The 24858-nt window shown below is 44.7% G+C and carries 48 protein-coding genes; 3 read left to right on the top strand and 45 right to left on the bottom strand.

What is annotated here, in order from left to right; translation table 11 throughout:
• Nucleotides 1-20 precede the first annotated feature (20 nt).
• The 31 genes from A3842_RS11645 to A3842_RS31995 form a co-directional block, all read right to left on the bottom strand.
• A complete protein-coding gene (locus tag A3842_RS11645; protein WP_074101530.1) occupies nt 21-2099 on the bottom strand; it encodes a portal protein in 2079 nt (692 codons plus the stop codon).
• Nucleotides 2100-2111: 12 nt separating this feature from the next.
• Nucleotides 2112-2327: a hypothetical protein gene (locus A3842_RS11640; RefSeq protein WP_074101529.1), complete on the bottom strand. Its 216-nt coding sequence runs from the start codon at nt 2325-2327 to the stop codon at nt 2112-2114.
• Between the two features lie 117 nt (nt 2328-2444).
• Nucleotides 2445-3956, bottom strand: coding sequence for a phage terminase large subunit (gene terL, locus A3842_RS11635; RefSeq protein WP_256701669.1), 1512 nt, complete (start codon nt 3954-3956; stop codon nt 2445-2447).
• Complete coding sequence (locus tag A3842_RS11630) at nt 3940-4497, bottom strand: hypothetical protein (protein ID WP_074101528.1); 558 nt, start codon at nt 4495-4497, stop codon at nt 3940-3942. The genes terL and A3842_RS11630 overlap by 17 nt, the downstream gene beginning before the upstream one ends.
• Nucleotides 4498-4511: 14 nt before the next feature.
• A complete protein-coding gene (locus A3842_RS32935) occupies nt 4512-4682 on the bottom strand; it encodes a hypothetical protein (protein ID WP_218618677.1) in 171 nt (56 codons plus the stop codon).
• An 81-nt stretch (nt 4683-4763) separates the two neighbouring features.
• Nucleotides 4764-4961, bottom strand: a complete 198-nt coding sequence (locus A3842_RS11625) for a fibroblast growth factor (RefSeq protein ID WP_074101527.1) — start codon at nt 4959-4961, stop codon at nt 4764-4766.
• Complete coding sequence (locus A3842_RS32485) at nt 4958-5095, bottom strand: hypothetical protein (protein ID WP_178382339.1); 138 nt, start codon at nt 5093-5095, stop codon at nt 4958-4960. Before A3842_RS32485 ends, A3842_RS11625 begins: the two co-directional genes overlap by 4 nt.
• Nucleotides 5096-5674: 579 nt before the next feature.
• Entirely contained in the window at nt 5675-6088 is a 414-nt protein-coding gene (locus A3842_RS11615; protein WP_083609564.1) for a hypothetical protein, read from the bottom strand.
• 24 nt (nt 6089-6112) lie between these two features.
• Complete coding sequence (locus A3842_RS32480) at nt 6113-6286, bottom strand: hypothetical protein (RefSeq protein WP_178382338.1); 174 nt, start codon at nt 6284-6286, stop codon at nt 6113-6115.
• 14 nt (nt 6287-6300) lie between these two features.
• Complete coding sequence (locus tag A3842_RS11610) at nt 6301-7371, bottom strand: coiled-coil domain-containing protein (protein WP_074101525.1); 1071 nt, start codon at nt 7369-7371, stop codon at nt 6301-6303.
• A gap of 283 nt (nt 7372-7654) precedes the next feature.
• Nucleotides 7655-7999 carry a DUF1064 domain-containing protein gene (locus tag A3842_RS11600; protein ID WP_074101523.1) on the bottom strand — a complete coding sequence of 115 codons (345 nt, stop codon included), beginning with the start codon at nt 7997-7999 and terminating at the stop codon, nt 7655-7657.
• A 145-nt stretch (nt 8000-8144) separates the two neighbouring features.
• On the bottom strand, nt 8145-8510 hold the full coding sequence (locus A3842_RS11595; protein WP_074101522.1) for a hypothetical protein: 366 nt from the start codon (nt 8508-8510) through the stop codon (nt 8145-8147).
• A complete protein-coding gene (locus A3842_RS11590) occupies nt 8503-8775 on the bottom strand; it encodes a hypothetical protein (RefSeq protein WP_074101521.1) in 273 nt (90 codons plus the stop codon). Before A3842_RS11590 ends, A3842_RS11595 begins: the two co-directional genes overlap by 8 nt.
• A gap of 55 nt (nt 8776-8830) precedes the next feature.
• A complete protein-coding gene (locus tag A3842_RS11585; RefSeq protein WP_074101520.1) occupies nt 8831-9052 on the bottom strand; it encodes a hypothetical protein in 222 nt (73 codons plus the stop codon).
• A 133-nt stretch (nt 9053-9185) separates the two neighbouring features.
• The gene (locus A3842_RS11580; RefSeq protein WP_074084849.1) at nt 9186-9404 is read right to left on the bottom strand and encodes a hypothetical protein; all 219 of its coding nucleotides are present in this window, start codon (nt 9402-9404) and stop codon (nt 9186-9188) included.
• Nucleotides 9405-9525: 121 nt separating this feature from the next.
• Nucleotides 9526-9828: a BC1872 family protein gene (locus tag A3842_RS11575; RefSeq protein ID WP_074101519.1), complete on the bottom strand. Its 303-nt coding sequence runs from the start codon at nt 9826-9828 to the stop codon at nt 9526-9528.
• 22 nt (nt 9829-9850) lie between these two features.
• Complete coding sequence (locus A3842_RS11570) at nt 9851-10042, bottom strand: hypothetical protein (RefSeq protein WP_074101518.1); 192 nt, start codon at nt 10040-10042, stop codon at nt 9851-9853.
• The gene (locus A3842_RS11565; protein WP_074101517.1) at nt 10039-10275 is read right to left on the bottom strand and encodes a hypothetical protein; all 237 of its coding nucleotides are present in this window, start codon (nt 10273-10275) and stop codon (nt 10039-10041) included. The genes A3842_RS11570 and A3842_RS11565 overlap by 4 nt, the downstream gene beginning before the upstream one ends.
• Before the next feature lie 2 nt (nt 10276-10277).
• Nucleotides 10278-10943, bottom strand: a complete 666-nt coding sequence (locus A3842_RS11560) for a hypothetical protein (RefSeq protein ID WP_074101516.1) — start codon at nt 10941-10943, stop codon at nt 10278-10280.
• 376 nt (nt 10944-11319) lie between these two features.
• Complete coding sequence (locus tag A3842_RS11550; RefSeq protein ID WP_256701668.1) at nt 11320-12036, bottom strand: DNA adenine methylase; 717 nt, start codon at nt 12034-12036, stop codon at nt 11320-11322.
• A 482-nt stretch (nt 12037-12518) separates the two neighbouring features.
• Nucleotides 12519-12734 (bottom strand): hypothetical protein, encoded by a 216-nt coding sequence (locus A3842_RS11540; RefSeq protein ID WP_074101513.1) that lies wholly within the window; start codon nt 12732-12734, stop codon nt 12519-12521.
• Nucleotides 12735-12900: 166 nt separating this feature from the next.
• Entirely contained in the window at nt 12901-13527 is a 627-nt protein-coding gene (locus tag A3842_RS33320; RefSeq protein WP_256701667.1) for a hypothetical protein, read from the bottom strand.
• Between the two features lie 97 nt (nt 13528-13624).
• The gene (locus A3842_RS11530; protein WP_074101512.1) at nt 13625-13804 is read right to left on the bottom strand and encodes a DUF7167 family protein; all 180 of its coding nucleotides are present in this window, start codon (nt 13802-13804) and stop codon (nt 13625-13627) included.
• On the bottom strand, nt 13804-14091 hold the full coding sequence (locus A3842_RS11525; RefSeq protein WP_074101511.1) for a hypothetical protein: 288 nt from the start codon (nt 14089-14091) through the stop codon (nt 13804-13806). Before A3842_RS11525 ends, A3842_RS11530 begins: the two co-directional genes overlap by 1 nt.
• On the bottom strand, nt 14084-14305 hold the full coding sequence (locus A3842_RS11520; RefSeq protein ID WP_074101510.1) for a hypothetical protein: 222 nt from the start codon (nt 14303-14305) through the stop codon (nt 14084-14086). Before A3842_RS11520 ends, A3842_RS11525 begins: the two co-directional genes overlap by 8 nt.
• On the bottom strand, nt 14302-14574 hold the full coding sequence (locus A3842_RS11515; RefSeq protein ID WP_143186252.1) for a hypothetical protein: 273 nt from the start codon (nt 14572-14574) through the stop codon (nt 14302-14304). The genes A3842_RS11520 and A3842_RS11515 overlap by 4 nt, the downstream gene beginning before the upstream one ends.
• Nucleotides 14575-14591: 17 nt before the next feature.
• Nucleotides 14592-14915: a hypothetical protein gene (locus tag A3842_RS11510; RefSeq protein WP_074101508.1), complete on the bottom strand. Its 324-nt coding sequence runs from the start codon at nt 14913-14915 to the stop codon at nt 14592-14594.
• 22 nt (nt 14916-14937) lie between these two features.
• Nucleotides 14938-16254 carry a replicative DNA helicase gene (gene dnaB / locus A3842_RS11505; protein ID WP_143186251.1) on the bottom strand — a complete coding sequence of 439 codons (1317 nt, stop codon included), beginning with the start codon at nt 16252-16254 and terminating at the stop codon, nt 14938-14940.
• Nucleotides 16236-16613, bottom strand: a complete 378-nt coding sequence (locus A3842_RS11500) for a replicative helicase loader/inhibitor (RefSeq protein ID WP_074101506.1) — start codon at nt 16611-16613, stop codon at nt 16236-16238. Before A3842_RS11500 ends, dnaB begins: the two co-directional genes overlap by 19 nt.
• Nucleotides 16614-16615: 2 nt before the next feature.
• The gene (locus A3842_RS11495) at nt 16616-17284 is read right to left on the bottom strand and encodes a hypothetical protein (RefSeq protein WP_178382337.1); all 669 of its coding nucleotides are present in this window, start codon (nt 17282-17284) and stop codon (nt 16616-16618) included.
• Nucleotides 17285-17353: 69 nt separating this feature from the next.
• Entirely contained in the window at nt 17354-17515 is a 162-nt protein-coding gene (locus tag A3842_RS31995) for a toxin-antitoxin system HicB family antitoxin (protein ID WP_143186250.1), read from the bottom strand.
• A gap of 133 nt (nt 17516-17648) precedes the next feature.
• On the opposite strand from A3842_RS31995, the gene A3842_RS11490 reads away from it, so the two are divergent.
• On the top strand, nt 17649-17870 hold the full coding sequence (locus A3842_RS11490) for a helix-turn-helix domain-containing protein (RefSeq protein ID WP_074101504.1): 222 nt from the start codon (nt 17649-17651) through the stop codon (nt 17868-17870).
• Here A3842_RS11490 and A3842_RS11485 read toward each other — a convergent pair.
• The 12 genes from A3842_RS11485 to A3842_RS11435 form a co-directional block, all read right to left on the bottom strand.
• Nucleotides 17857-18102 (bottom strand): hypothetical protein, encoded by a 246-nt coding sequence (locus A3842_RS11485; RefSeq protein WP_074101503.1) that lies wholly within the window; start codon nt 18100-18102, stop codon nt 17857-17859. The two genes, A3842_RS11490 and A3842_RS11485, sit on opposite strands and share 14 nt — an antisense overlap.
• Nucleotides 18102-18473, bottom strand: coding sequence for an HNH endonuclease (locus A3842_RS11480; protein ID WP_074101502.1), 372 nt, complete (start codon nt 18471-18473; stop codon nt 18102-18104). The genes A3842_RS11485 and A3842_RS11480 overlap by 1 nt, the downstream gene beginning before the upstream one ends.
• Before the next feature lie 14 nt (nt 18474-18487).
• Nucleotides 18488-19330, bottom strand: a complete 843-nt coding sequence (gene recT, locus A3842_RS11475; protein WP_256701666.1) for a recombination protein RecT — start codon at nt 19328-19330, stop codon at nt 18488-18490.
• 2 nt (nt 19331-19332) lie between these two features.
• Complete coding sequence (locus tag A3842_RS11470) at nt 19333-19950, bottom strand: 3'-5' exonuclease (RefSeq protein ID WP_074101501.1); 618 nt, start codon at nt 19948-19950, stop codon at nt 19333-19335.
• Between the two features lie 2 nt (nt 19951-19952).
• Nucleotides 19953-20828 carry a YqaJ viral recombinase family nuclease gene (locus A3842_RS11465; protein ID WP_074101500.1) on the bottom strand — a complete coding sequence of 292 codons (876 nt, stop codon included), beginning with the start codon at nt 20826-20828 and terminating at the stop codon, nt 19953-19955.
• A 39-nt stretch (nt 20829-20867) separates the two neighbouring features.
• Nucleotides 20868-21041, bottom strand: a complete 174-nt coding sequence (locus A3842_RS32475) for a hypothetical protein (protein ID WP_178382336.1) — start codon at nt 21039-21041, stop codon at nt 20868-20870.
• Nucleotides 21042-21088: 47 nt separating this feature from the next.
• Complete coding sequence (locus A3842_RS11460; RefSeq protein WP_074101499.1) at nt 21089-21277, bottom strand: hypothetical protein; 189 nt, start codon at nt 21275-21277, stop codon at nt 21089-21091.
• On the bottom strand, nt 21270-21545 hold the full coding sequence (locus A3842_RS11455; RefSeq protein ID WP_074101498.1) for a hypothetical protein: 276 nt from the start codon (nt 21543-21545) through the stop codon (nt 21270-21272). Before A3842_RS11455 ends, A3842_RS11460 begins: the two co-directional genes overlap by 8 nt.
• Nucleotides 21535-21777 (bottom strand): hypothetical protein, encoded by a 243-nt coding sequence (locus A3842_RS11450; RefSeq protein ID WP_074084830.1) that lies wholly within the window; start codon nt 21775-21777, stop codon nt 21535-21537. Before A3842_RS11450 ends, A3842_RS11455 begins: the two co-directional genes overlap by 11 nt.
• 13 nt (nt 21778-21790) lie before the next feature.
• Nucleotides 21791-22048: a helix-turn-helix domain-containing protein gene (locus A3842_RS11445; protein ID WP_074101497.1), complete on the bottom strand. Its 258-nt coding sequence runs from the start codon at nt 22046-22048 to the stop codon at nt 21791-21793.
• A 70-nt stretch (nt 22049-22118) separates the two neighbouring features.
• Nucleotides 22119-22880, bottom strand: a complete 762-nt coding sequence (locus A3842_RS11440) for a phage antirepressor KilAC domain-containing protein (protein WP_074101496.1) — start codon at nt 22878-22880, stop codon at nt 22119-22121.
• A gap of 13 nt (nt 22881-22893) precedes the next feature.
• Nucleotides 22894-23136 (bottom strand): helix-turn-helix transcriptional regulator, encoded by a 243-nt coding sequence (locus A3842_RS11435; RefSeq protein WP_074101495.1) that lies wholly within the window; start codon nt 23134-23136, stop codon nt 22894-22896.
• A gap of 147 nt (nt 23137-23283) precedes the next feature.
• Here A3842_RS11435 and A3842_RS11430 point away from each other — a divergent pair, with 147 nt between their 5' ends.
• Complete coding sequence (locus A3842_RS11430) at nt 23284-23646, top strand: helix-turn-helix domain-containing protein (RefSeq protein WP_074101494.1); 363 nt, start codon at nt 23284-23286, stop codon at nt 23644-23646.
• A 19-nt stretch (nt 23647-23665) separates the two neighbouring features.
• On the opposite strand, the gene A3842_RS32470 is transcribed toward A3842_RS11430, so the two are convergent.
• Nucleotides 23666-23803: a hypothetical protein gene (locus A3842_RS32470; RefSeq protein ID WP_178382335.1), complete on the bottom strand. Its 138-nt coding sequence runs from the start codon at nt 23801-23803 to the stop codon at nt 23666-23668.
• Between the two features lie 94 nt (nt 23804-23897).
• Between A3842_RS32470 and A3842_RS11425 the strand changes: the two genes are divergently transcribed.
• A complete protein-coding gene (locus tag A3842_RS11425; RefSeq protein WP_074101493.1) occupies nt 23898-24113 on the top strand; it encodes a helix-turn-helix domain-containing protein in 216 nt (71 codons plus the stop codon).
• Nucleotides 24114-24319: 206 nt separating this feature from the next.
• On the opposite strand, the gene A3842_RS11420 is transcribed toward A3842_RS11425, so the two are convergent.
• Entirely contained in the window at nt 24320-24652 is a 333-nt protein-coding gene (locus tag A3842_RS11420; protein ID WP_074101492.1) for a LytTR family DNA-binding domain-containing protein, read from the bottom strand.
• Nucleotides 24653-24858: the final 206 nt, after the last annotated feature.

Below are 24858 nucleotides of genomic sequence, written 5' to 3'. Positions count from 1 at the left end.
TGCTCTGCGAAGGGCCTAACTTATGAAGCTTGCTGTTTTTGGAGCATACCGGCTGCTTTCGCGGCCTCAATGTCCATCTTTTGTTGTTGCATATTGCGGTCAAACATCTTGTCTTCCTGTTGTTGCTGGTTTTGCTGCTCGCTTGCCTGTCCTAGTTTCTCTTGTAATGTCTGATTCTCTGCTTGTAGCTGTGCAAATTGATCTTGCATCTGCTGCTGTTGTTGCTGAACGCCTGCGGCCTCTTGGATACGCGCCTCGATGACGCTCATTGGCTCCATGCGTCCATGCTGCACGGTGTATCTGACCGCCTCAGCGTCGATCATAGGTAGTTGCGTGATGGGATCTACCATCCCGATCATGTTAAAAGCCATCTGAATCCAATATTCTCGGTCAACCGGCTTGTCAGCGGCGATGTTTACCTTAATGTCGAAGCAAGGAACATACTCCTCGGTAAGATTCAGCGTCTCTTGTTCGCCTGTTTCAAGTTTATTCGTAATCTGTGTCGGTACTCCGTTAACCAATCGTTCACGGCTCATACCTACCTTACGGCCTGTTACACGCGCCACACGTTCAGTGGTATAGAATTGTGCTATCAGTTCGATGTACTGGCTAAAAACCTCTTCTAGAGCCTCCTGTATGGCATCTGTTACGATGTTCAAACGCGTGCTGGCTGCGGATATGAGCGCCTTGGCCTGTTCACCGCTGGTTACATTGCTGCTGGCCTGACCATTGGCGCTATCAAACTGTCCGGGAATCTTTTGCAGCATTTCTTTGTAGTAATTCAGCATGTTGAAAACAGTGGTCGGTACGTCAACGCCAGTGATTTCCTTGAGTTTTGAACCGGATATAGCACCATCTGCCACTGGAAGCATACCGCCTGGGGTAGATCGTTGTTCCTTCCAGGTGCGCACCTGATTACGATTGATTGCACCTTCTTCGTACATCATGGCACTGTTACCCTGTTTTGCCATTCCCTCGACGGCCAACTCCGCGAACTTGTTAAGCATCATCTGCGGTTTTATCATGTCACGCATAAATCCCTTGCCCCAAATATTGCCCTCAATAGGGAACAATGTACGGGCGCTGAACGGGTATTTACCGTGATCATACACATATGCCTTATGTTCAAGGAACACGCCACCTGTGGAAACGTAGATGCAGTGTATTCCCTCCATTGTGCCATCAGCCTTAGCGATTGATTCGGATGGATCTTTTCCTTGCTCCACCTGACTCAGCGCCAAATCCTCAAATAGCTTTTTATCCTCTGGTGTGATGACCTTTGGCAATCCTCGATACCAGTATTCAATTAGCCCAGCAGTCTGCTGCTGTGTACTTTCATTGCCTAGGTATGCATCTGTATAGTTAAATGAGTCCTGGCTACCACTATTGAGGTTAAATATCTCGACCTCGTTCGCATCCTGGTCAGCGGTTACTTTCTTCCCTTGCTCTGGCCATCGCTCTTTAAAGTGTTCCATAGTCTGCCGGGTGTTGATGATGATAGCACCCATCTTTTGAAGGTTTATGAAGTCCTTCACACGTGGGTCCGGGAAGAAACTGCCCAAGTCCACCGGAATGATATCGTTTTGTCCATCGTATTTGTATTGTCCGCGTCCACCCTCAACTGTAGGATCAAATATGGTCTTAAGCGCCAATGGACCGTGTACGACTGCTGTACGTACCGCCCGGATGTATTTGGAACGGAATCCAATCTGCCGTAGCTCATAAGGCATGAAGTCGTTCAAGTCCTGCGCTTTGGATTCGTCACTCTCTTCCTGAGCCTCAAAGTCTGGATAAGGGTCCCAGCCGGTGATTTTACCCAGGATAGCTTCCGTTTGCGCCCATGCTATATTGTCCACGTTGGACGGCCTAAGATTCGTGATGTGGTCAGGCCTGAGTCCATACCAGTGATCACCGCGGTAAAAGCGCTGTTCCAGTCGCCATTGATCTTCAATGATCTGCCGATTCTCTTTGAATGTTTGGTAATCGTTATGCACAACCTCAAATAACTTCTGCTGCTGAGGCGTGTTGATCGGCTCTTTATCCGGCTTCTCTGTGCCTTCCATGCCAAATATACTCTTGATCTTGTCGGCTACAGTCATGGTATCACCTCCCTATTGTAGATTGTCATCATCGTAGTCAACATCATCAGCCCAACTCATGGGCTTACGCTTAGGCGTTTCAACTGTATCTACAGGCTTATCAAGCGTTTTATACTCCCGGTAGTCCTTTGCCATCACTTTATCAGTCAGACGACCATTGACACGCAGCAAATAGCCCACAGCGCAGAGCAGCAGGAATATTACAACTAGTAATGCGATTGTTTGCATGACTTACCTTCTTTCAGGTGGTTTGTGTGTCTTTCCAACAGTTAATCTGAGTAATACGAAGGTTGACACTATGCCTAAAATAAACCCTATCAATATATTGAGCATGGGTTCACCACCTTAGTAAAATCCGTTATAGTTCGTTGTTACTTCGTCATCGTCTTCATCGAAACTCTGCTGTCTATTGGGATCCGGCATAGCCGTCCATGGTTCTTCGTTGTACACGATTGTATGAACCAGTTCTCCGGCTATGGACAATGTATCCACTTGGTCATCATGCTTGCCGCGGGGGAAACTCAACATTTCATCTTCCAAGTCTGTGAGCCATGGAGCTCCTTCACGGTGGTATACCTTGCCAGCCTCATATCTCGCAGATATCGGCAAGCTGCGGGTAACTTTGTCCTTATCTACCTTGATTGGCTTAACCGTCATACCCTCCCGTGTCATTTCTTGTATCAAGTTAGTGCCATAGGTCTTATCCTCTATTGCCTGAAATGACGGCCTGTAACGGTAGTTCAACTCTTTCATGAGTGGCTTTTGGTCAGGACCAATGATATGAGTACGGAACACGTCATACACCAGGATGTCATTGTCTGGCGTGACATAGAATGTTGTAACCACAAAGTAGTCATTGATCGTCTTTTCGCTATTAGCCGTGTCTACTGTTTGAAATATCTTGCACCTTGCTTTCTCATATCGCTTCTCACCAACCAGAAAATACTGCATGGAAATAAATTTCGTCTCTTCTTGAAAGTATCTGAAGTTCTTACGTTGGAATATCGTACCTCCAGCAGCAGATGGCCTTTGCTGATAAAGCGCATTAGCTACATAAGATCCAACATCCGCAAATATCTGTAGCATTCTCTCTCGGGTGAATCCAAACTCAGGCCATAACGCTTCTCCTTCAGCTCTACCTAAATAGTCGTTGCCTTCAGCTAATGCCGGGAAGTTAATCACCGTCCAGCGCTCGCCTTTGTGTACCCCTTGTTCAATCTCTTCCTTTTCCTTCTTCAGCAGCCTGCCTACCAGATCATCTTCATGCCACCGTGTCATAACCACGATGATACGTCCATCAGGCGTTAACCGTGTGTACAAGGTAGACTGATACCAATCCCATACCTTTTCCCGCATAACTTCAGAGTTGGCTTCCTCAGCGTTCTTTACAGGGTCATCTATGATCGCTATCTTAGCGCCCTTACCTGTAATTGGTCCGCCTACCCCAGCAGCAGTTACGCCGCCTCTGTGACCTTCTACGCCCCAAGATTCAGCAGACTGGTTGTTCTTGTCTACACTCACCTCAAATACACCATTGTTGGCGGTCAGCGTGTCTCTGGCGATACGAGAAAAGCCCCGACTCAGGTCAACAGAGTACGAGGCTAGTATGATTTCATCGCCGGGATTCTTTCCCACGTGCCATGCTGGGAACTTTTTTGAAACACGCTCACTCTTACCATGGCGGGGAGGCATCGTAACAATGACGCGTTTCAATTCACCAGTAGATACTTTCATCAAGGTGTTATCCAGTACATCCAGGTGTTTTCCTTCTTTATCCCGGTACTCGCTGTCATAGTCTACAAAATAAGAAAAGTCAGCATAGGCACGGGCCTGTCTGACTTCATCCAGTGTTGGCAACTTTGCTAAGGATGTTCTCAAGGTTCTTCAACTCCTCCGGTGAGAGCTTCCGTAAATCGCTTTTAACATTCATCGTGCCATTAATATTGGTATTTGCTGTGGGATCGCCTTTCATTAGCGCCCGTTTATCATATAAAGTACCGAAGTACGTGGATATCTGTCCTAATGGAATCGCCATAACCGATGAAACTTCTCTCACCATATCCATGATATCCTTGGGATTTGCGTTGGCATCTGTGAGAGCATCTGTGAGTTTTTCAATAATTCCGTCAAAGTTCTCAGCTGCGGCCTGAGCAAGCTTGATCTTTTGTCTTCCCAATGCCAGCGCCTGCTTCATATCGTCGTAGATAACGTCGATCAGTTCTTCCCTTTTCTCTTCTCGCAAACTCTCAAGCTCGTCCGGTTCTTCCTTGCTAATCTTATCCACGGTTGCCCATGATACGCCAACTTCTTTAGCAATAAGGTTCTTTGACTTGCCCATGGTTAGCAGGGCTTTGATGCGTTCTCGCTTTTCATCGTCTAATGCTACTCCTGCTCCCATTGTGTTCACCTCCCCTAATCTTCCTCAGTTCCTTCAACCCTGTATCCACCGCATGTATTGCAACGGTTATCTATCAATACCAAGTTTGTTCCATCGTAAAATTTAATGTTTATGTTCCCGCCTACGTTCTCGACAATCTCTATGCTCTTCCCTTCATGCTGCTTGATAATCTGATGTGCGTCCATGTTTACACCTCATTCCTACGCTTTTACGATATAACACCCGTAATTTCGGAGACTCACTATTCCTGTAACAACGCAATTAAGTCATTTAACAGCGCTTGCTATTGAATCACAATAAGCTATCTGCGGTCCAGTTCCCGTTATTGTCGTGTTTGGTGCGATATAAGGAGTCTGTTGTATTCCACTTGCGCCCAAAGGCTTTACTCCCATTGGTTTGAGCTGCTGATACTTCATGATTTCCTCTGGTGTGCCTTCAACGGTTCCGTCTACGTGTAGTTTCATTCCCTTTCCTTCCTTTCTTCTGTGATAATGACGATCAAATTATCTTCAATGTACATGTCTGTTACCGTTTCTCCAGGTCCTTTATCCCTCAACAGTGATTCAGATACATCTTGGAACGTAAATTGATGTTTCATCTATCTCACCACCTCGATAAAGATTAATATCATACCTATTAATACTAGTGTTAAATATCTTTCTGAATGCCTCATTACGGCCTCCACTTCGTTAAGCCTATTCAGTCGATTGATGGCGGCTTTGCCGCAAAACGCAAAAAGAGCAACGGCGACATACCGTTACTCTCTCTGCTACTCAGACTGGGTATACCCGAGCCAGTGGGGGCGGTCCTCGCTTTGCCTGCCTCATTTCCCCGGTCCGCTGGGGCTGCTGTGTTTGATGTGGCAGTGCAGGAGTTGCACCTGCCTCTCCCTCATACGGAATGCATGGCATCAAGGTGCGACCCTGACCGCTTAGACTCATCGGGCGTTCTACTGCTAAACTACCTGCCACATCTTGATTATAACACATCATATATGCATATCCACACCACCATTAAGGAGCGAGTCGTTCACCAGAATGATGTGTGGTTGTTGCTAAAAGGTAGCGCCGATCTCTCAGCGCTGAGTAGGAAGAGTGTCCATTAAAGGAGCGATGGGAATCGGCGATAGGGGCAGTCCCCGGGTCACTGATCGCCAATTCCTCATACTACTATAATATCACGAAGCCTTTGCACTTGTTGTCACTACTTTGTCATGTTGAGCCATTTTATTTCTGATATATCCGTATGAATGTCCAGTATGTGCAGCTATTTCCTTCAGGCTGTACCCTTGAGCACGTTTAGACAATATTACATTATCCAGTCCTGTGAATTGATCCATGTATGATTCATATTGACGCTTTATACTTTCCAGACGCATCACTTCATCCACGCACTCGTTTAGCTTTTCAGCAGCCTTATCATATAGCTCTAGTCCCTTTACCAGATCTATATGGCAGTAGATGCTTGACGGTAGTTTTCCTTCCTTCATCGCTTTCTGGGCAACTTCCCATTGTTTCCGAAGTTCGAATTCCCGCAGTTTCATCATCTGCAGCTCCGCACACGTATCAGCGTATGACTCCTTCCAGTTCATGGTTAATCCCCCCTATAGATTAAATTATTCCTTAATCACTTCCCATTGGCCTGCCGGTTCCCACTTGGTGTGCATTCCTTGCGTGATCTTGATCCGTCTGCCAAATCCAAAACCCGGAACATACTTGTTCTCTACTTCATGCACGATTGCTGTCACATTGGGATTTTTACGGTTTCTTACTTTATCGCCTTTTTTCATAAGGGGAAAACGGCTTATGCCGCCTCCACCTCTGCTTTGCCGAATACTGCTAACTCAAGCGCTTGGAGTCTTTCTTCAACCGTTTTTCCTGCCATCTCCACACCAGTGTTGACTTGATCCAGTCCACTGATTGCGCTGTCTTCTTCTCGAAAAGAGGGCACCGTCGGTGTTACAAGCTGTTCCGCCACTTCCAGAACCCCAGTGCTATCTGTATCCACTTGCTCTGCGTTTTGCTTGGCAAGGTATTCGGCTCGAAACGATGGCGCTTGCTCGCTGGTCACCACCCGGTACTTCCCTTTCATGGCTGTCGGATTCTTAAGGTCACCATTCATGGCGTAGTAAGGAATTTCTATTGTTTCGTCCGTTTTAGCGAGTTCCGCCAAGTAAGTATCTCTACGTAAGTCATCCTTCCACCGAATGTTGTAGATAACTTCCTTTGCATTCTCTTCCTTTTGCCGTTCTTCTTCCCAAATCTCCCGGGCGCTGCGTACATCAACCTCTACAACCTTTGCTGCTGCCGCGGCACCGACTGCAATCTCCTTGCGAAGGTCATCCACCTGACTGGTCAACCGTTCTACTTCGGCCTTTTCTTCATCCAGCATCCGTGTTGCATTTGCTAAACGGGCGTTAAGGTCGCTAACTTCCAGATTTTGCACGCTCAAGTCATGGGATAATTCTTCTTTTTCCTGTTGCAGTTTGTCGCATTTCGCTTGCAGTGCTTCATTTTCTGCTATAAGCGCATTCGTTTTTGATAAATCTGCTTGTTTCATTTTTGAAACAGCGTTTTGGATCACGGCATTCACGTAGTTGTAAGATGATTCCGCCCCGTCAGCACTGAAATTAAGGAATAAATCTTGCGGATTCACGCCTTCAAAGTCCAGCGTATCCATAAACTTTGAAACCTCTGTGGTTACTGTCGCTTCAATGGCCGCCCGGTTATGATCCTCGATCTGCTTGTTTAAATCCGCGATCTGCAATTCCAGGTTTTCTACCTTCGCCGCATCTCTTAATCCGCCGCGCTGATTTTCCGTGTTCAATTCGTACTGCAGCTGCTCAATCTTTCCCTGAATTTCCGTTACATTCATTTGTCAAATCTCCTTTTCACCCGTATATGTTCTATTACTCTCATTATACACTATTTCCCGGCACTTTTGGAAGTTATATCATAGATTTACGCATTATTTTATGCACTTTTATTGCTATCTGGTAGTTTACCCATGCGTGCGTACGGTCTTCTGTAAGCCCCTTGGTGCCATCTTTGTATTTCTCCGGTAACTTGGTTGCGTACTGGCTTAATAATGGCTGTAATCGCACCGTGGGAGTCTGTACATACGTAATCTTGTCCAAGGTCTAATAGGCGTTCATATCTCATGCGCTGACCTCCTTGATATAAAGATCCGGGTACATATTCATAAATAGCTTCTTCTTGATTCGGTACACATCTGTCTTCATTCCCTTAACGTCCTCTATTTCCTGGTGTCCGTCTTTGTAGGTGACAAGGAAGTCTGCCTTGTACGTGATAGGCTGTACGCGCTTGCCTGTGGCCTTGTGACGGAATCCGGGCATTAATACGTATGATGGCTGTAAAATGACCTCTGTGACCTCACCAGCGCGTTGTAAGAGCATTAGCTCACGGTATCTCTTGGCTTCGGCGCGGGAATCGAAGATAATCTCGTCAACTTGCGTCTTTTTCGCTCCGTACTTGCTTCGCATTCTTCTTACCGCCTTTCTTGCCTGACATGTAGTGGCTTCTCGGTGCATCCCGCAGTTTCATTTTTGGCGGGTGATACATTCACTGTGGCATGTCTCCCGGTTCGGTGGGCTGAAACTGGATACTACCGGCATAGGGGTGATGCGTTTATGCTTTTTCTGTTGGCTGATCATTGGCGATTACCTCCAGTTCGTCAAGCGGATATATTGCCATTGATCCATTGTCGTACATTAAATCCGCCCAATGACCTTCTGCATCCCAAAATATACAACGAACTCTTCCGATACCCGCACCATGATATAAGGCCTTCTTTTTACCGCGTACCATATCACCCGGATGGATGTCTGGCTGTACTGGTGTGGGGTCAAAGGTGCCGGCATCCGTTAAATTACGAATCTGCTTAAGTATGCGATATTTGGCAATATCATCTGGTGTCTCACAAAAATACGGAAGCTCGTTCATTGCGTCTTTTATCCACCACAATAGTTTTTCTGCGTCGATTAGTTTAGGCATTGTCTGTTTCCTCCCCTACTACTTTTTGATTGACAATCCACATTGAATTAGGCGGAAAGTAAGGGTTGTAGTTGAATCCGATGAAACCGTGCTTCGTTTTAATGTGGTGACAATCTTTGATTTCGGATAACGAATGGACAATGACTGCATCTCCAAAGTTTCCTCCGTTTGAAACGAACTTATCAATATCCTCATGGTCAAACGGTACATAGGTTGGTTCTAAGCAGGTTGAAAGCTTTTCTCTGATTTCATCAACTAGGCTCATGTCTATTCTCCTTATCTGTAGGAGCCGGACCTGTCCCGGCCCCCGTTTCACTGGGTTATTCGGTCGCGTTTCGATGGCCTGCGGCCTGACCAACAACTTCTCGCGCAATAAATTCCTTCACGTTTACCAGTTCGATATTTTCAATAACAACTTGTTCAAACATATCTGCTGCGTGGAAGCTTATGATTTCACTCACGAACTCATTGACCATCTGTTCAAACTCGTCAGCGCATTCGGATGAGCATTGCCAGATTTCTTGTTCGGCCCAATCCGTCACATCTTCTGGTCTAATCGTGAATTGTTTGACTTTGCTAGTTTTAATCTGTAGCAGCCTCTATTCGCAGCATGAGCAATGCGACTGTTTTGTTACGTAATTAACTATGATCTTGCTCATATCCTCTTCTCCCCCTCTACTTCCCGGTGTGGTTAACATAAATAGTGATTCGATGCCCAGTCTTTTTGTCTCCGGCCCAATGCCAAATGTCTGTCACCTTAAAACGATGCATGCTGCCTTTTACAATAGTGCCAATGTGCTCTCCAATTCTTGGCAGTATTTTAAGATTGATCATGGCAACAAAGGTTTCGTCCTTGTCATTAAGTTTTAACTCGCATTCAAAATATTCGCCCATTCTCTTCTCCCTCTTATACCTAAATGTGTGGGGTCTATGCCCCCTTATAAGTTAAGTACCGCCAACCATGCGGCCTCCGCTGTCGCTGAGTATTGCGGTCGAATCGGAGGCCTGACGGCCGTTATAAGCCCAGTACAGCTAGCAATGCACATTTACAAATTGCTTCAGGACCAGTCTTTCCAGTCGCTCTATGAGTGCCAATGTTGCAGGTGAACCATTCGTTATCATCTTCGTCTACATACATTCCGACTGATGGTAAATCGAATTTCACGAATACTTCCCATGCTGCAACGATGTGAGTGGAGTATTTCCGCAACTCTGTATGGTACGGTCCGTAGTGCCAGCCAAATACCTCTTTGGCAATTAATGCATCCAGTTCCCGGCCCGGCTTGATGCCTTGTATCTCTTCCCTTGTGAGTGTCATTGGTTATCTCCTTCCTCTTTTTTTATGGGTTTTGTTGGGACATTTCAGACTTGTACTCACGCCAGGCGTTCAGTGAATCAATTTCTTCTAACGCATCTTCCAGAGCATCCAGTAAAAGTCCATACCATTCCATAGGGATTGTTGTATATTCTCCGGTGGTGGATTTACATTTTTGATAATCGCGTTTTATTTGCTCAAACTGATCTGGTGTCATCTCTGGCTATCTCCTTCCTCAACCTGCTTCAAAATTTCACGTTTCAACATTATCAATTGCCGCCGTAAGAGATCTTTTACATCAACCGATTTCCCACAATCCCGTTTCTCTGTATCGCAAAAGGGGATTTTCACTTCAAGTCCAGATTGCTCATAGGTTCTGTAATTTGCAGTCTGCCTGTTGCAGACGATACATGGTTTAGATTCGGTGGAACTAAGCGTCCCTTGTTTCACGTCTATACGCCCTCCTTGGGTGCTGGGGTATGCCATGTCCAGCCTGTGGGATCAATGCCGTTGCGTCTAAGCACCTCATTAGGGTCCTCCGCTGCTGCTGGTGCTGGGGTATCTGGGTAAAGGGAGGCAAGGTTGTGCGAAACATCCATAATCGCTTTCCACGCAAGCCATGTCTCATACCCTTCATAAGCAGATTTCCGGTCGTTGTAATACGTGTCGTAAAAATATGCATTTGCGGTTTGATATGACCAATCTTCATGTCCTTCAGGGAGTTCATAACCCATGATGATGCTTGCTAGTGAATTACCAGCCACCAAACATTTTCCTATTTCCGGTTTCAGCCGTTGTTCCCGGGCCTCTGCTGCGTCTGCACGGGCTCTGTGCTTCTCCAGGGCGGTGCATGCTGCTTCGTATGCTTCTGGTGTCGGGTATTTCCGCAGGGCTTCCTCTCGCCATTTTTTGGATTCTTGGATCCAGTAAGGCAATGCTGTACGAGCCTCTGCTGCAAATGAGGTGTCGTCCGTATACTCAACCATTGCTGCGATTACGTTATACTCAGCGTCCAGTACAAAAGCGCCATCAGCTACATCTATTGCTTGCCATGGTCCTGGTGTAGCAGCATCGCACATCTCCATATCATTTTGCCAGTCCCGGGGTGTTTGGGTCATTGGGGGTGTACCTCCTCGCGGTATCTTTCTTCGATTCTTCTAGCCTTAGCCGCAAGTTGAAACGCCTTATTTCTTAATTTTCCTGCCCGATCATAATCTCCCTTGAGAGATGCTCGTTTTGATCTTGTTTCCCAAAGCCCGGCCCTGTTAAGTAATTTCCCTACCTCTCGCAATGGGTCCATACGGTTATATCCTCCTTGTTATAGGGGAGAGCCGATATACGGCCCCCGCCTCCGGCTAGGTATTGCTGTCGAGCGATGGCCTATCGGCCTTAGAATAACTCTATCTGTCCGATGTGATAATTCATGAGTAAGAGTTCCTGTGCTGTATTATTACTGCCGTTCACTACCTGCCGCGCCGCCTGGAATCCTTCGCGTTACCATTTGCCCCCCCGTTTCACATCCGGGTATAGTTCATCCAGCAGAAAATCGTCGTAATATGACAGCAGCACCTTGCCTTTAACTTGGTTGAGCATATCCGCAAGATCACGATGGTCTTTCTCCGTAAATCCCCCAGCGTAGTACTTTTCCCGGCCAATATACGGCGGATCAACGTAGAACAGTGTGTCGGGTCCATCATAAACTCGGATGATTTCCCGGAAGTCTCGATTGTCTATCATGACGCTCTGCATGCGCTTGGAAAACTCTGTAATGACTTGGCAGGCTGATCGGTACGTCCGGGCTGTGTTATGCTCCCGGCTGTGTCGCCATCCGGTATCCGTTGAAAATGCGCTATCTGAGTTCCCTTTGGCAATGCCAGACCGATTGATATAAAAGAACCGGACAGCTCGAGTGAATTCATCATTTGGCTGTTCCTCGCGCTTCCACTTTTCATAGATCGCTCTGCTGTACGGAAGCTCGTCACAAGCCTGCTGTAATCGTTTCGGCTCAGTTATGGCCATCATCAGGAAGTTCACCACTTCGCCGTCAATGTCGTTGTACACTTCGCTGTATACCGGGTATTTCTGGGCGATTACGTGAGCTGCGCCGCCGAATGGTTCAACATAACATGTATGCTCTGGCATTTTGCTGATAATATGCTGTGCTACCCTACCTTTGCCGCCAAACCAGATTAATGGGCTGCGGGTGCTCATATTGCTTGACCTCCTTTGTTTTGCGCGTAGCGCCACCGTATCGACCGAACCCACTCAGGCGTAGCCGGGGGCCGTATCGGGTTTATGTTGGCTTAGTACCATATAAGCAGCCTCTGACCTCTCTCTGGGAGTGGCGCAAGCAATGTCTGCAGCTCTTGAATTACTCACTGCGCTAAAAAGAATTGGCGATTGACCCCACTTTATGAGGACTATGTTCCAGATGTATTCCTCTTTATCCATGGCACACGCTGCTGTCTGTACCTCTAGAGAGGCGGCAGGGTCTGAACACGGGTCCCACGTTCCGTACTTACCATTAGCACGGACTATATAATGATTCCCGTATAGGACGACAACGCCGGATCCCACATAATCATTACGCTGTCGTTGCTGCTCCACATCTTCACGTTCCGATATTTCTCTATGGCCGCATAACAGAGCAAGTGCTAAGTTAAGCTCGGGGTTGGTCATTTCCTTTACTTGTGTCATGTCTGCCCAATTCCTTTCTGCTGCTTGAGTTTACGCTTTATTTCCTCATTTTGAGTACGCAAGGTGAGCAAATGGACCCTCGCAGACCGGGAAACCTTGCGAATCCATTCGTGATTCAGTTCCATATCTGCATCTGACATTTCAGCTATTTCTTCCAGTTCACGAATAGTTTCACTGCGGTCAAATGTTGAATGTTCTGGTGTATGTTTCATGTCTGGTCCTCCCAACCTTCGCTGCACTTAGCGCACTGAAACCTATGATGTGTCACCTCATCAGGTACTTGATGCACAGCCGGTTGCCCACAGCCGCACCAGAGGCGGGATAAATTGTCCCGTAGTTGTCCATCCACCAGCTTAATAGGTCCGTGTCCGAGTTCGTTCATGATTCCTTAGCTCCTTCCCCAAGGGCTGCAAGCAGCACTTTAACGCTGACCTTGGCCTCTTCTGCTGTTGTGTGATCGTCATTCGCGGTATCATAAACATCCTGAAACATCCTGTACGTTAAGTCGCAGAGCAATTCATAACTTACAAGTCCCGGCCTTTTGAACACCTTGATACGATTCTTGTATTTATAAATCTCCTCTATTCCTGCCGCATCCCACATTTCCAAAAGTAGCCGTTCCAAGGAGTGCTCCCGTTGCCGGGCTATGGTCTGCTGTGCCTTAACTAACTCTTCCGATAAATTCGCGCTAAGTTTTATCGCAGAGAGTTCATTGTCAAAATGTCGATTAATAGATACTCTTGCATTGCGATCAGCAAATTCTAAATCCTCTCGCGCCTTCTTTAAATCCCGTCGCAGCCGATCTCGTTCGGGCTTCGTCTCTTGGCACACTGTGGCCATTCTACTTACTTCATCATTAGCATCATGAATTGTTTGCAGGAGTGTGGCATTCTGCTGTTCTGCCTCTTCTAGAGCAGCCAGCAGATCCATTGCTATAGATTGCAGAGTTTCGGTTGATGCTACAGTAAGCAGTTCTTTCGTTGCTTTAATCTCTTCTGGTGTCATACATTGCATCTCCTTTGTTGTTAGAGGAATTGAAAACTCTTTATCTGCCCCCGCGTTGCTGGGATTATTCTGTCGATAGATGTCCTCCGGCCAATGATTAAATCTCTTCCCATCCCCACTCTGTTGTCTGAAGCATCCACTCTTTTACTTCTTTGTTGAGGTACTCGTATTTCTCATCCTCAGTCATGTTCTCAAATACTTCATCCGGGTATTCCACTTCATCCTCAACATTTGCGTTAACATAAGGTGAATAAACTACAAATTTGAATTTTGCCATTATCCGTTCTCTCCTTTTATGCGTTTAAGGGTGGTACGGGCCAACTCGCCTGTTTCCACTTCTAAAATTTTTGATTGTAATTGATTTGTCTTAAAGTGATTCCCGCCACCGTACCATTCCAGCGCCTTTACTGCTTCTTCCCTTTGTCTCTCTGCGGTTTCTAGGTGTTTCTTTAATGCTGCTATAATGTGTACGGATTCGTCATATACTTTCTGTTTCTCGCTGTGCTCCAGGTACCTTTGTGCTGCTTGTAGTGCTTCCTTTACCTCTTGGATTAGATCAGTCATGATTAACTTCCTTTCCGGCTTGGGCCTGTTCGGTCGATTCGATGTATTCCGGTTCGTTATCACCAAATCCGTATTCGCGCATTTGTTTAATCGTTGATATATCTCCCCATTCAATCAGAGCGATTAAGCATTCAAACTGTTCATGATCGAGGAATGGTGATTCTTTATGCTCTCGGTATGCTATTTCCAATAAACGTTCTTTCATTCCATTCATCCTCTCTTTCGTCCTCTGACTCCCTGCCGTTCCTCTTCTTCCCTCAAAGCTGCTACCTCGTCAATCATCGCTGTTACCTTTTCGCGTATATAGCTCTGGATGTACCACGTCTCTACGCCAAGCGTACGGTCCTCCTGGTGCAGTTTGTAGAGTAACCAGTCCAATTGCTCCACCTTGTCCCTTATAAGCCACTCAGCGGCGTTGTATGAGCGCTGCATCTCATTCAGGTTCTTACTGCGCTGCCGTTGTTCTGTTTTTATACTTGCCATGAGAGTCATCCTCTCTATCAATCGTTTATTCCTTTTACTTTCATGCCGATGATGTTTAACACTTCTGCAATTACTTCCCCCGCCATTTGACCAGTAATATAGTCTCTTGCTGTGACTGTCTTTGTGAAAGATCCGTGAAAGTCGATTAGGCGTTCCTCTACAGTTTGTGTTACTTCATATCCGATGTAGAGTGCCTGGATCAGTACGTCTAAAGTTAACCCTTCTTTGCTACGATTTTCTGTTGTCACAAAGTCGGATATGATTCTTTCTTTGGGATGAAACTCCAGCAGCTTACTTATTTTACCCGCTTGCTCTTTCGTCAGCACCACTTTTTCACTCACTGTTCATCTTCCTCTCTATTGGTTAAGCTCCCTTACGTACACCCGGAATTTCATGGTGTGTGATATCCAGATCCAGAAATTTGCCGTACTGCTTCAGGTTAATCATTTCCGCTGTGCCTACGCCGCCATTCCGGTTCTTTGCAACAATGCATTCGATAATGTTCTGTTTCTCAGTGTTCTTGTCGTAATAATCATCCCGGTATAGGAAGGTTATGGTATCCGCATCTTGTTCAATGTTCCCAGACTCGCGGAGGTCTGATAGCATCGGCCTCTTGTCCTGTCTCTGCTCTACTCCTCGGCTAAGCTGTGCCAAGGCCACCACCGGGCAATCATTCTCCCGGGCCATCTGTTTTAAGCTGGTGCTGACATATCCCACTTCCAATGTGCGGCTATCAAACTTTTTACCGCCGCTGATCAACTGCAAGTAGTCGATATATACGATTAGTTCAGGGTTGTTTTTCTTCAGTTTTCTTACTGCTGAACGTATTTCTTGAATACTCAGCCCCGGCCTATCGTCAATGTACAGGTTCAACCCAACCATTTCCGCATAAGCGATCACGTATTTTTCCCACTCGTCGTCTCTTAACTGTCCTGTCTTGATTCGTTCGCCTTCGATATTGCACTCTGCTGCAATCATCCGGTCATACAATTGATTCTGCGGCTGCTCAAGGCTGAATATCGCTACTGTAGCTTTTTCCCCGGCGTTCCTCCTGGCATTGTTCAACATCATTGCCGTTTTACCTACGGATGGACGGGCTGCGATAATGTTCAGCGTCTGCTTCTGCCATTTACCGGTTATCTTGTCCAGCGCTTTTCCAGCCGTGCTAAGTCCAAGCGACTTTTTAGAGTATTTCTTTTCCTGAAGTTGTTCGTAATGGCTTTCCAATCCTTTGCTTATGTGTACAAACCCTTCTTTTGTTCGCGCTTGGTCGCTGATGGTTTCTGCTATAATCATGAGCTCTGCTGAAAACTCTGATGGATTTCCATATCCCGCGCCGTAAATCTCATGAATCGCACGCATCCCGGCACGCATTAGGCTTTTCTCTCGGACAATTCGTTCGTGATCTGTGAAGTTTGCTACGGTATCAACGGACCGACTCATTTCCAGCAGATACGCCGTACCACCAAACTCTTGAAGTTGTCCGCCAAGTCCTGCGGTGATTAAGACCAAATCGACTTTTCTCTCACTGTCCCGCAGCTCAACCATCTGTTCAAATATGGCCTTGTGTCCTCCGTGATAGAACTGTTCTGGTTGAAGTGTGGTTTCGTATATCAGTTCAGGAGATTTCAGCACCGAACCGATTACGGCTTGCTCGGCCTCTAAGCTGAAGTATTCCATTCTGAACCTCTTTTCTCGGCGATCTTCTTTTGAGCCCATGCTTCCCGGGTCATCCCATCGCGTACCCAAGGAAGTTCACTTGGTATGCTCTTTCGAAGTTCTTCTTGCTCCTGGAGCATTTGTCGCGTTCGCTCGATTTCTCTCTTCCCTTCGATACGCGAGTTTGGCTTGATGATGGCTGCAATTGGGGGAGGATATTCGTTACTCGATATATATTCCTTCATGTTTTGCAGAGCATTTTCGTAATCTTCACCAACAAGTGTGTCTACCCATATCTCAACTATGCTTTTATCCACTTTCCAGTTTGGGTAATAAGCTGCTAGTCTTTTCACAATTGATACCGCTTGACCTTTTTCCATTATCAAGCTCCTTCCTCATAGTGATCAAACAACGCCATCCGTGATGTATTATGATTGCTTTTACCTATTGCCCTCTCTTTTATGGCTTCAGTGTAAAATGAAAATGAGTTGATTTTTCCACCGTCCCCACTTTTCTTTGCGTTCTTTTCTTCCATAACTGCGATAATCAAATCTGGTGGTATGTTTTGGTTTAAAAGGGAATTGACTTCCGGCCAATCCTTCGGTTTTAATCCCATACATTTGTGTATCCTTGCATAAGCCTTGTCAATTTTTGATAAATTATCGTCTCCCGTAGTAGTAATATTATTGTTAAGGTACGGTACTGTACTGTTACCACCGCCGTCCCGTGTGTCATCCGCGTCTTGTCCCGTGGGACATTCCTGGGATTTCCTTCGGTATTCCCGTTTCCGTTCCGTCTCCTTTCTTCGTCTCTCTAACAACCGACCAATATAATCATGCCAGTCATGAATAAACAGTTCTCCATTCACTTCATCGACGAATCCAGTTTCATGTAGAGCCTGTAATAACTCGGCAGCATCACCACTCCACATCATTTCATCAGCAATATCTTCCGGTTCTAAAACGCTAAGGTTTCCGTCTGGTAGATTGTCCATTGCCCACCACCATAAGAGGTGCAGGTGACCTATAGTTGCTGGTATGTCTATTTTCAACTTTCTAGCAAGTCGCTTCGTCTTTATGTGCCGCCCTAATCCTTGGTGACTTTCAATCCAGGCCATTCCTTACACCGCCGTTCGTTCCGGCGTGAAAATCTTCTTATCAGCTTTTTCCTCGATAGCATCCAGAATGAACTCTTGCATGGAAATTCCTTTTTCCACACAGTAGAGTTTCAATTCCTTATGGAGTTCTTCGGAAAGTCGCAGAGGGTAAGATTTCAATTTCATTACTTCAACCTCCCTTTATTCTTTGAGTTAAATATATCACTATATCGTTAATTAATCAACGCTATCGTTAAACTTTACCTTATACCGTTTACTTATAAGTGGTTATGATTATGATAGGTATAGGTGATAAGTGATGATTAAAAGCAATCTAGCAATGCTTATGGCGGAAAAAAAGATCCGCAGTTTGAACAAATTGACGAAAGAAACAGGCGTGAGCGGTCCAACACTGGCACGTCTTTATGATGGAACAAATATACGTATTGATTACTCCACCATTGAATCGCTCTGCCGTTTCTTTGAATGTGGAATTGGTGATCTACTGGAATACGTTCCAGATCCACCTAAGCACTCTTAAGCTGCTGCAACGCTGCCTCGGCTTCATCCTTCTTACTTCGCATGAAATCGATCATGTGACCGTAAAATTCGATGTCGCCGGGGTTATTGTTCTTTGTGGCGTAATCCAGTACCTCTTCATATATACCGATGGCCTTGTCATAATCAGATATGTCACTAGTAAGGCGCTCTTTTCTGTCCATGATGTCATTCCTCCCCGCATCTTTAGTAATGAATTGGTAGAAAAAGTTCATTAGGCTTCCTCCTTATACTGAATCCGGTCTAGTTCGTCATACCAGAAGTTGTCCCCGTACTTTTCGCGTTGCAGATCAATGTACTTATTCAAAATAGAGTTTTTTTCATGAATCATATTGTGGCAGTAGTTGCAGACGCGCAGCCCGTTTTCCTTAACGCCCCGGCCGGATCTGCTCCGGGGCATGATGTGGTGCGTTTGTGTTCCACGGCTGACATGGCATACTTGGCAGAGCCCGCCAGACTCCTTGATGAGCTCAGCGACTACGGATAAAGGGAACTCGGCGCGCTGTGAACGCGTCTTGTTCTTTTTGTGGTGCTTCAGGAATCCCTTTTTCAGCTCCGATACTTCCTTTTTCTTCTTCTTTTGCATGGGTACACCTCCGATTAAATTTCGAGTGCAGCCTGATTAGGATCAGTATCAACCTCTGTTGCCTCTCCTGGAGCTTCCGTCCAATCCGTAACGTCCACGATATCGCTCATATCATCTGCATCAGATTCAAACCGTTTAGTAGTTTCGTCCTGGTCAACCGCGCGCTGGAACTCTACGCTAATCGGCATATACTTCATGAGCGACTTCAGAACGGTCTTCTTCGCCATCTCGTCAAAGTGGTCTACCCATGGTCCATACGTCTTAGCCTTACTAAATTTATCGCGGTGAATCATGATATCCTGGCGACTCATGACCATGAAGGAATATCCGCCGTCCTTGAATTTTGCATATGAGTAATATTTAACTACTGGACCCCGGTCACCATCAGCCGGAACATGCTTGAGCTTTTCATTGATCCCGTATTCGTACTCAAATTCATCCTTTTCATGGACAGCCTGGGCCATAATGCTGCTGATCTGTCCAGTGCGCCGGGCAAGCTCAATCAGGCCTTTGTAACCAATCTGGAATTGGCATTCGTCCACGCCTTTGTTCTTATACGGGATAAGGTAGGCATGACCAAGTATGGAAGGCTCAAGGCCTAATTGAGCACACTGCATCACAGCCCCTAAGAGGCTCTCAGGCGTGCATACCTTAAGTTTTGGATTCGTGCGGATACTGGTTGTAGCAATCCGTAGCAGGCGGTCAGGAGTGAGGTGTTTTGGGATGGCCTGGGCAATGGCTGGCTTCATTTGTTCAAATAGGTCGTTAATGGTTTTACCTTTGGTTGGTGCTGCTGTAGCTATGCTTGATAACGTTCCTGATAATGCGCTTTGGCTTGTAGTTGCTTTCATATTCATGATTAATATCCCCTTGGCTCGTATTTGTTTTCGGTAGGAAAGATTACTGCATAATCCGGTGTCCATTTTGGCGCTCCGTACTTGGCGAGATATCCAAGTTTGTTCATCCAACTATCTACTTTGCTTTCTTCGTGAAGTTTGTTTAGTAGATTCCAGCAGCCATAAACATCATTTATCGCTCTATGAGCACCTTCTAATTCGATATCATATCTGGCACACATATCAGTTAGTTTGTGGGGGTAAAAGTGTCTGTCTCTACTAATTGTGAGAGTGTCATAGAATTGATTTTGAAAGGACTTCCCCGCAATCCGCATCAACGAGAAATGAAGGAATGATAAGTCAAATGCAGCGTTATGAGCTACGAGAACGTTATCTCCAATGAAACGGTTTAGGATCTGGAATGCTGTTTTTTCGTCAAGTCCCTTTTCTAATTCCTCGTTTGTAATTCCGGTGATTTCAGTAATCTTAGGAGAAACAGGACCATTATTAATCAATGTGCTGTACTCGCCAACTACTTGCCCGTCACAAACGCGAATCGCCGCCATTTCAATCACTTTGTCTTTTTGAGGATCAAGACCTGTTGTTTCAAAATCAAATACCGTAAAATTTAATCCCTGCATTGTTATAGACCTCCAATTATTTTGAATACGCGGCTTCCGCGTGCGTTCGTTTTCCAGGAGCAGAATTTTTCACCCTGCCACAAAGCGAGTTCGTTTTCGCCCATCAGCTGCTTGACTTTGTTTTTCACGTCCTCATGGGCTTCCTCTGCCTGTTTTAAGACCTGTTTCGTGTCTAGTAGTCTCTTAATAAGGTCATAGTATGCTTCGCTGATATTGATGCTTGTAGGAGCGCTGGAATGGTACATGTAATTCATCAGGTCCGTATCCTGGGCTTTGACTTCTGGCAGCACGCCGGCCACGACATGCTGTGTCCAAAAGTTTTCTTCAATGGTGATCAGGTTCCTTATTAAGTTGTCATCACGCTCGATCACACGCCATTGAAAATCCCACCCTCCGATAAGCACAGCGACATACCATTTATCCGCGCCGGTCACAGCCATATAGTGGTTAGCCTGGAGTTGATACTCTGTGGGAATGATCTCTGTTTGCCCATCAAACCAGTTGTTACGCGAATATTCGGCGGTATTTTTTATCTCAAGACCCGCATTTTCACCCGGAACCCATCGGTCAATGTTTGCCAGCATAAACGGGTAGTCTTTATGTTGGAAGATATAATTTTGCTTCTGGACCCGTATCCCGGTTTCTTCAGCAAACCAATCCGCGACAACCGGTTCCAGGATACGCCCGGCTTTCATCTTGGGGTTATCTGGTATAGGCGGAATCTCGCCAAGCTTGTCCAGGTAAACCTCAAGGGCTGATTTATACCGGCTCAGTCCGCAGATAGCTGCAACATCCGAACCACCTATACCGCGTTTACGCCATTCCAGCCAGTCATCATGTTCCATATCCTTTGTGCCAACTAAACGGAGTGCTTGCATGTTCCATTCCTCCTAAAGTTTTGCTATAATAGTCGTAAGTTAATTTTCAAATTGTCTTTCTAGAGCAGCCTGTGCAAGGGCTGCTTCTTTGCGTCTTTTAGCCTTAATGAAATTAAGCGCGTATACTACGTAAAGTGGTCCCGTCAGATTCCCTCTCTCCTTCGCCATCTTCGCCATCTCTAGGAATACTCTCGGATCCGTTGGTTCTACCATCCTCCTTCCCTCCCTTCTCATAATGTTTGATTATGTCCAGTACCGTCTTAAGCAGATTCTTTCAGCTCTCTTTCTACCTCTTCCCGGAATGCGGTTAGTTCGTTGTATTCAGCAAGTGGCATGATAAACTTGGCTTTGTATCCTCGAAATAGTAACGACTGCAGCAAGCTTTCATAGTCCGGGGCCGACCATTGGAAGTGCCGGCCGCAAGTGGTGTCTACAATGAATTCATTCACGGCCATCCCTCCACTCGGAAACTTTTCGTATGAAGATACCCTCGTCTTCAAATCCTTCAAAAAACTCATTGATGTACACTTCAGCTAATTTTCCATTTGCACCGGCAGATACTTCCCATACTGATACATTTTCGCCATTCGTATGGACTCCGTAGTTTAGAAACAATGCTGATTTCGCAGACAAATAATGAAAAACTTCATCTACGTTCATTACAAAAAGTTCATCATCATCTTTGATGAATACACCAAACATTTGTTTAGCTTGCATCGTCAAATCCTCCCAATGGCCGTACAAACGGCTTGATCTTACTTGTCATGGCTTCCTGCATGCAGCTATCGCAATGGGGCTGGAGCGTTTCGTATACTTCCCACTCTGCTTCATGTTCACCACAGCCACACATCGGCGTGAACGTCCGGTACTGGTTATGCTTGGGCTTGTCCGGTTTTCGAAATGGAATTACCAGCGTCAGTTTCGCTAGGTCCTCGCGTCTTTTAGCCATTGCTTGTCCCTCCTTAAGATATGGAGCGTACTCCCTGAATTTTTTTCATACGCTGGGTTGATACTTCATCTCTATAGCTGCGCTGCCGATTAAGATATAAGATGAAATCCGACTTTAAGGTCTTACGAGATCTCTTACCAACTTGAAAGTTTGGGATGCCGCCCATTTCTATGGGTAGTTTAAAGTGCTCGTAGATTGTATATCTTGATAACCCCAGGTAATCCGCAATGTGCTGCGCCGTAAGTACTTCTGGCATTTCTTCGAGTGTCATTGTGTGCGCCTCCTGTAAATATATTCCTTTCACTATCAATATATCTTTGGTAGATTAATGAGAGTGTTTATCACGAAGCTTTGTTGAGAAACTTATTTAAAAAGTAGATCTGTCCGCGACCTGTCACTTTAGGAGTTGATTTTATTCTGCTACCGGTATTACCGTTTACCGTGAATTCTTTGACCTCAAATAATTTAAGTTCCATTCCTTTTTGTGTTGGAAGGTTTCGGCGCTCACCAGACTTGCAAAGGTAACCTTCTTCTCTGAGGTATTGAAACAACCGTGTTTGTCCGATATCAACGCCGTTTTGCTTCAGATAAGTTGCCAGTTGACCAACTAAGATCGAATCATTAGAGGCTGACACTGCATCAGCGAATATTGTTTTCGGCTTGTCTGCTTCAATTTTTTCTTCAGCAGCAATTCTCAGAACTTTTTCCTCTTTCCAGTTCTGAGCTATCTTGATGATCGTGTCTGGATTGTAAAGGAATCTTTCAATGTCGCTAGGCTCAGACAACTTTCTTTCCATCTCTTCAAATTTGCTTACATAAGTAGCTGTAAATAAAACGCCTTTAGTACCTGTCATTTTGTTGGCCACCATGTCACAACCGATTTTAGTTAAGAGATACATTTTGTATGATTTACCTGTGCCGGATTGGTATGTGCTTTCAACAAAGAATGAGTCAGAACGCAAATTTGCGTTTTGATCAATGATGCTTTTGTAGACTTCAATATCTCGAATTAAGTCAGCGTGTCTTTTTTCTGTCATGTCTGCAATTTGGCGGCTATCAGCTACGAGCTTTCCGTCTTGATTGAAAATTTCTAATTGGTCCATACATAATCACTCCTTATGCTGTTTTATTTCGGTCACTTTTGTAACCACTATCGATAAAAAAAATATCATCAAATTTCAAATCTAAAGTGTCACAAATTTTCTTTGCCATATTAGGACTTGGATTTCTTTTACCTTTGATAATTTGGCTCATATACGGGCCAGATATATCAGCAGCACTTGCAAACTTTCTTTGGTTATAACCATTAATCATTAGAATCTTGCTGAATTTTTTAGGGTCTTTAAAAGATATATTCATTTTCGTTCTCCCTTCGTGGTTACTTTTGTGTGTTTCCTTTTGTAACCACAATATACAACATAATAAACACATTTGCAACCACTTTTTTATATTTTATTTTAAATATGTTTGCAACTGTGTCTATAATAACAATAGAGGTGGTTACTTTTGAATAATACAGAATTTGGATTGTACTTGAGGAAAAAAAGGGAAGAAAGAAAGCTATCCATACGACAACTAAACACATACTCTGGCGTTTCTCATTCCTACATATCGCAATTAGAAAGGGGGAACCGAGGAATACCTTCTCCGGACGTTTTGAAAAAGTTGTCTAAGCCATTAGCAGTGGATTATAAGGAACTTATGATTCAGGCGGGACATATGGAGAATACAGGAATTATAAATGAGGAAAAGACAAAAGAAGATTTAATATATGAGTCAAAAATGAAAATAGCAGATGAAATAATTAAGTTGCCGGAGGAAAAAAGAAAGATAATAGAGGAACTGCTACGAACTTTCAAAAATAATTAGCCGGTCCTGAGTGACCAGTCTATTTAGGTAATTCCAAATGAGTGTTTATAGCCTCTTCTAATTCATTTGCATCTAATAATATTACTTGTTTCATAAGTTTGATTAATTCTTCATCGCCAGTCTTTAGTATTTTTTCTCTTATTTCATCGTTAGACATAGCATCATGCTCCGTTCTATGCTGATTAAAACAATAATAAGCGAACAAAGGTTCTTATGCAATGAAAAATATGTAATGTTTGTGAGGCTCGACTATGGGTTATAAACCTGGTCGTTGCCTACTTAAACAAAGACTCCGAGAGATTGGAAAAACGCAACAATGGCTGTCTGAAGTAACTGGGTTATCTAAAGCCCAGATTTCCGATTACGCCAATAATCGGAAAGTCATGAAATTGTCCACCGCAAAGACAATAGCAACAGCTATAGGTTGCAACATTGATGATCTCTATGAGTTTATTAAAGTAGGCTGAGCGGCATTAGCTGCTCCGACCCGGTACAAAGTACTCCTTATGGAGTACTCCCATCTAGAACGTTTACATAATGTGAATAATATTTCCTTCATCATTTAGTACAAGTTCTTCATGTGGTTAATATATCAGACAAGTAATGAAAACGCTGTCGAACGGTGACGAAAAAAAATAGGGTACAGCCCCACTACACCCATTGACTTTTAACTTTAAATTTGCTTGCGTACTTTAACACGAGATCCGTCTACAAATTTTATGACAGATCCATTATGATTTAATGTTTTTATACACGCTACTCTATTGTTATTAACAACAGTTGAATTTCCTATTAAATCAAATCCGTATTTTTTCCAGACCTCAGCAATATCATGCAGCGTAGTAATAGCCAAGTATGAACCTGCTGAAGTGTGAAAAGCTAAAACCTTTGTGGAATTTTTGGTTCGGTCCCATAGATCAATATAATTTACATCAGACAAATGGATCTCAACAAAGTCACTTTCATCGCCTACTCTACCGTGCATTTTAACCGTTAGTAATATCATGGTGTTATCCTCCTACCCGTTACACAGGTAGTTTAATCATACTTTAGTTTGATAAAGTAATCATTGCGCAAAATATGACATGTGAATTATAGTAATTGTTGGGAAATGAAGAAAAATCGTAAACACAAAAGGATGTGTTACTATGCGTTTATTTAAAAAGATTTTATCTGATCATGCTTATATACCAATAAAAATGTCTTTACTTC

This window comes from Paenibacillus sp. P3E, assembly GCF_001909045.1.
In the GTDB taxonomy this organism is placed as follows: Bacteria; Bacillota; Bacilli; order Paenibacillales; family Paenibacillaceae; genus Paenibacillus_AQ; species Paenibacillus_AQ helianthi.
This window is presented reverse-complemented; position numbering and strand designations above follow the sequence as displayed.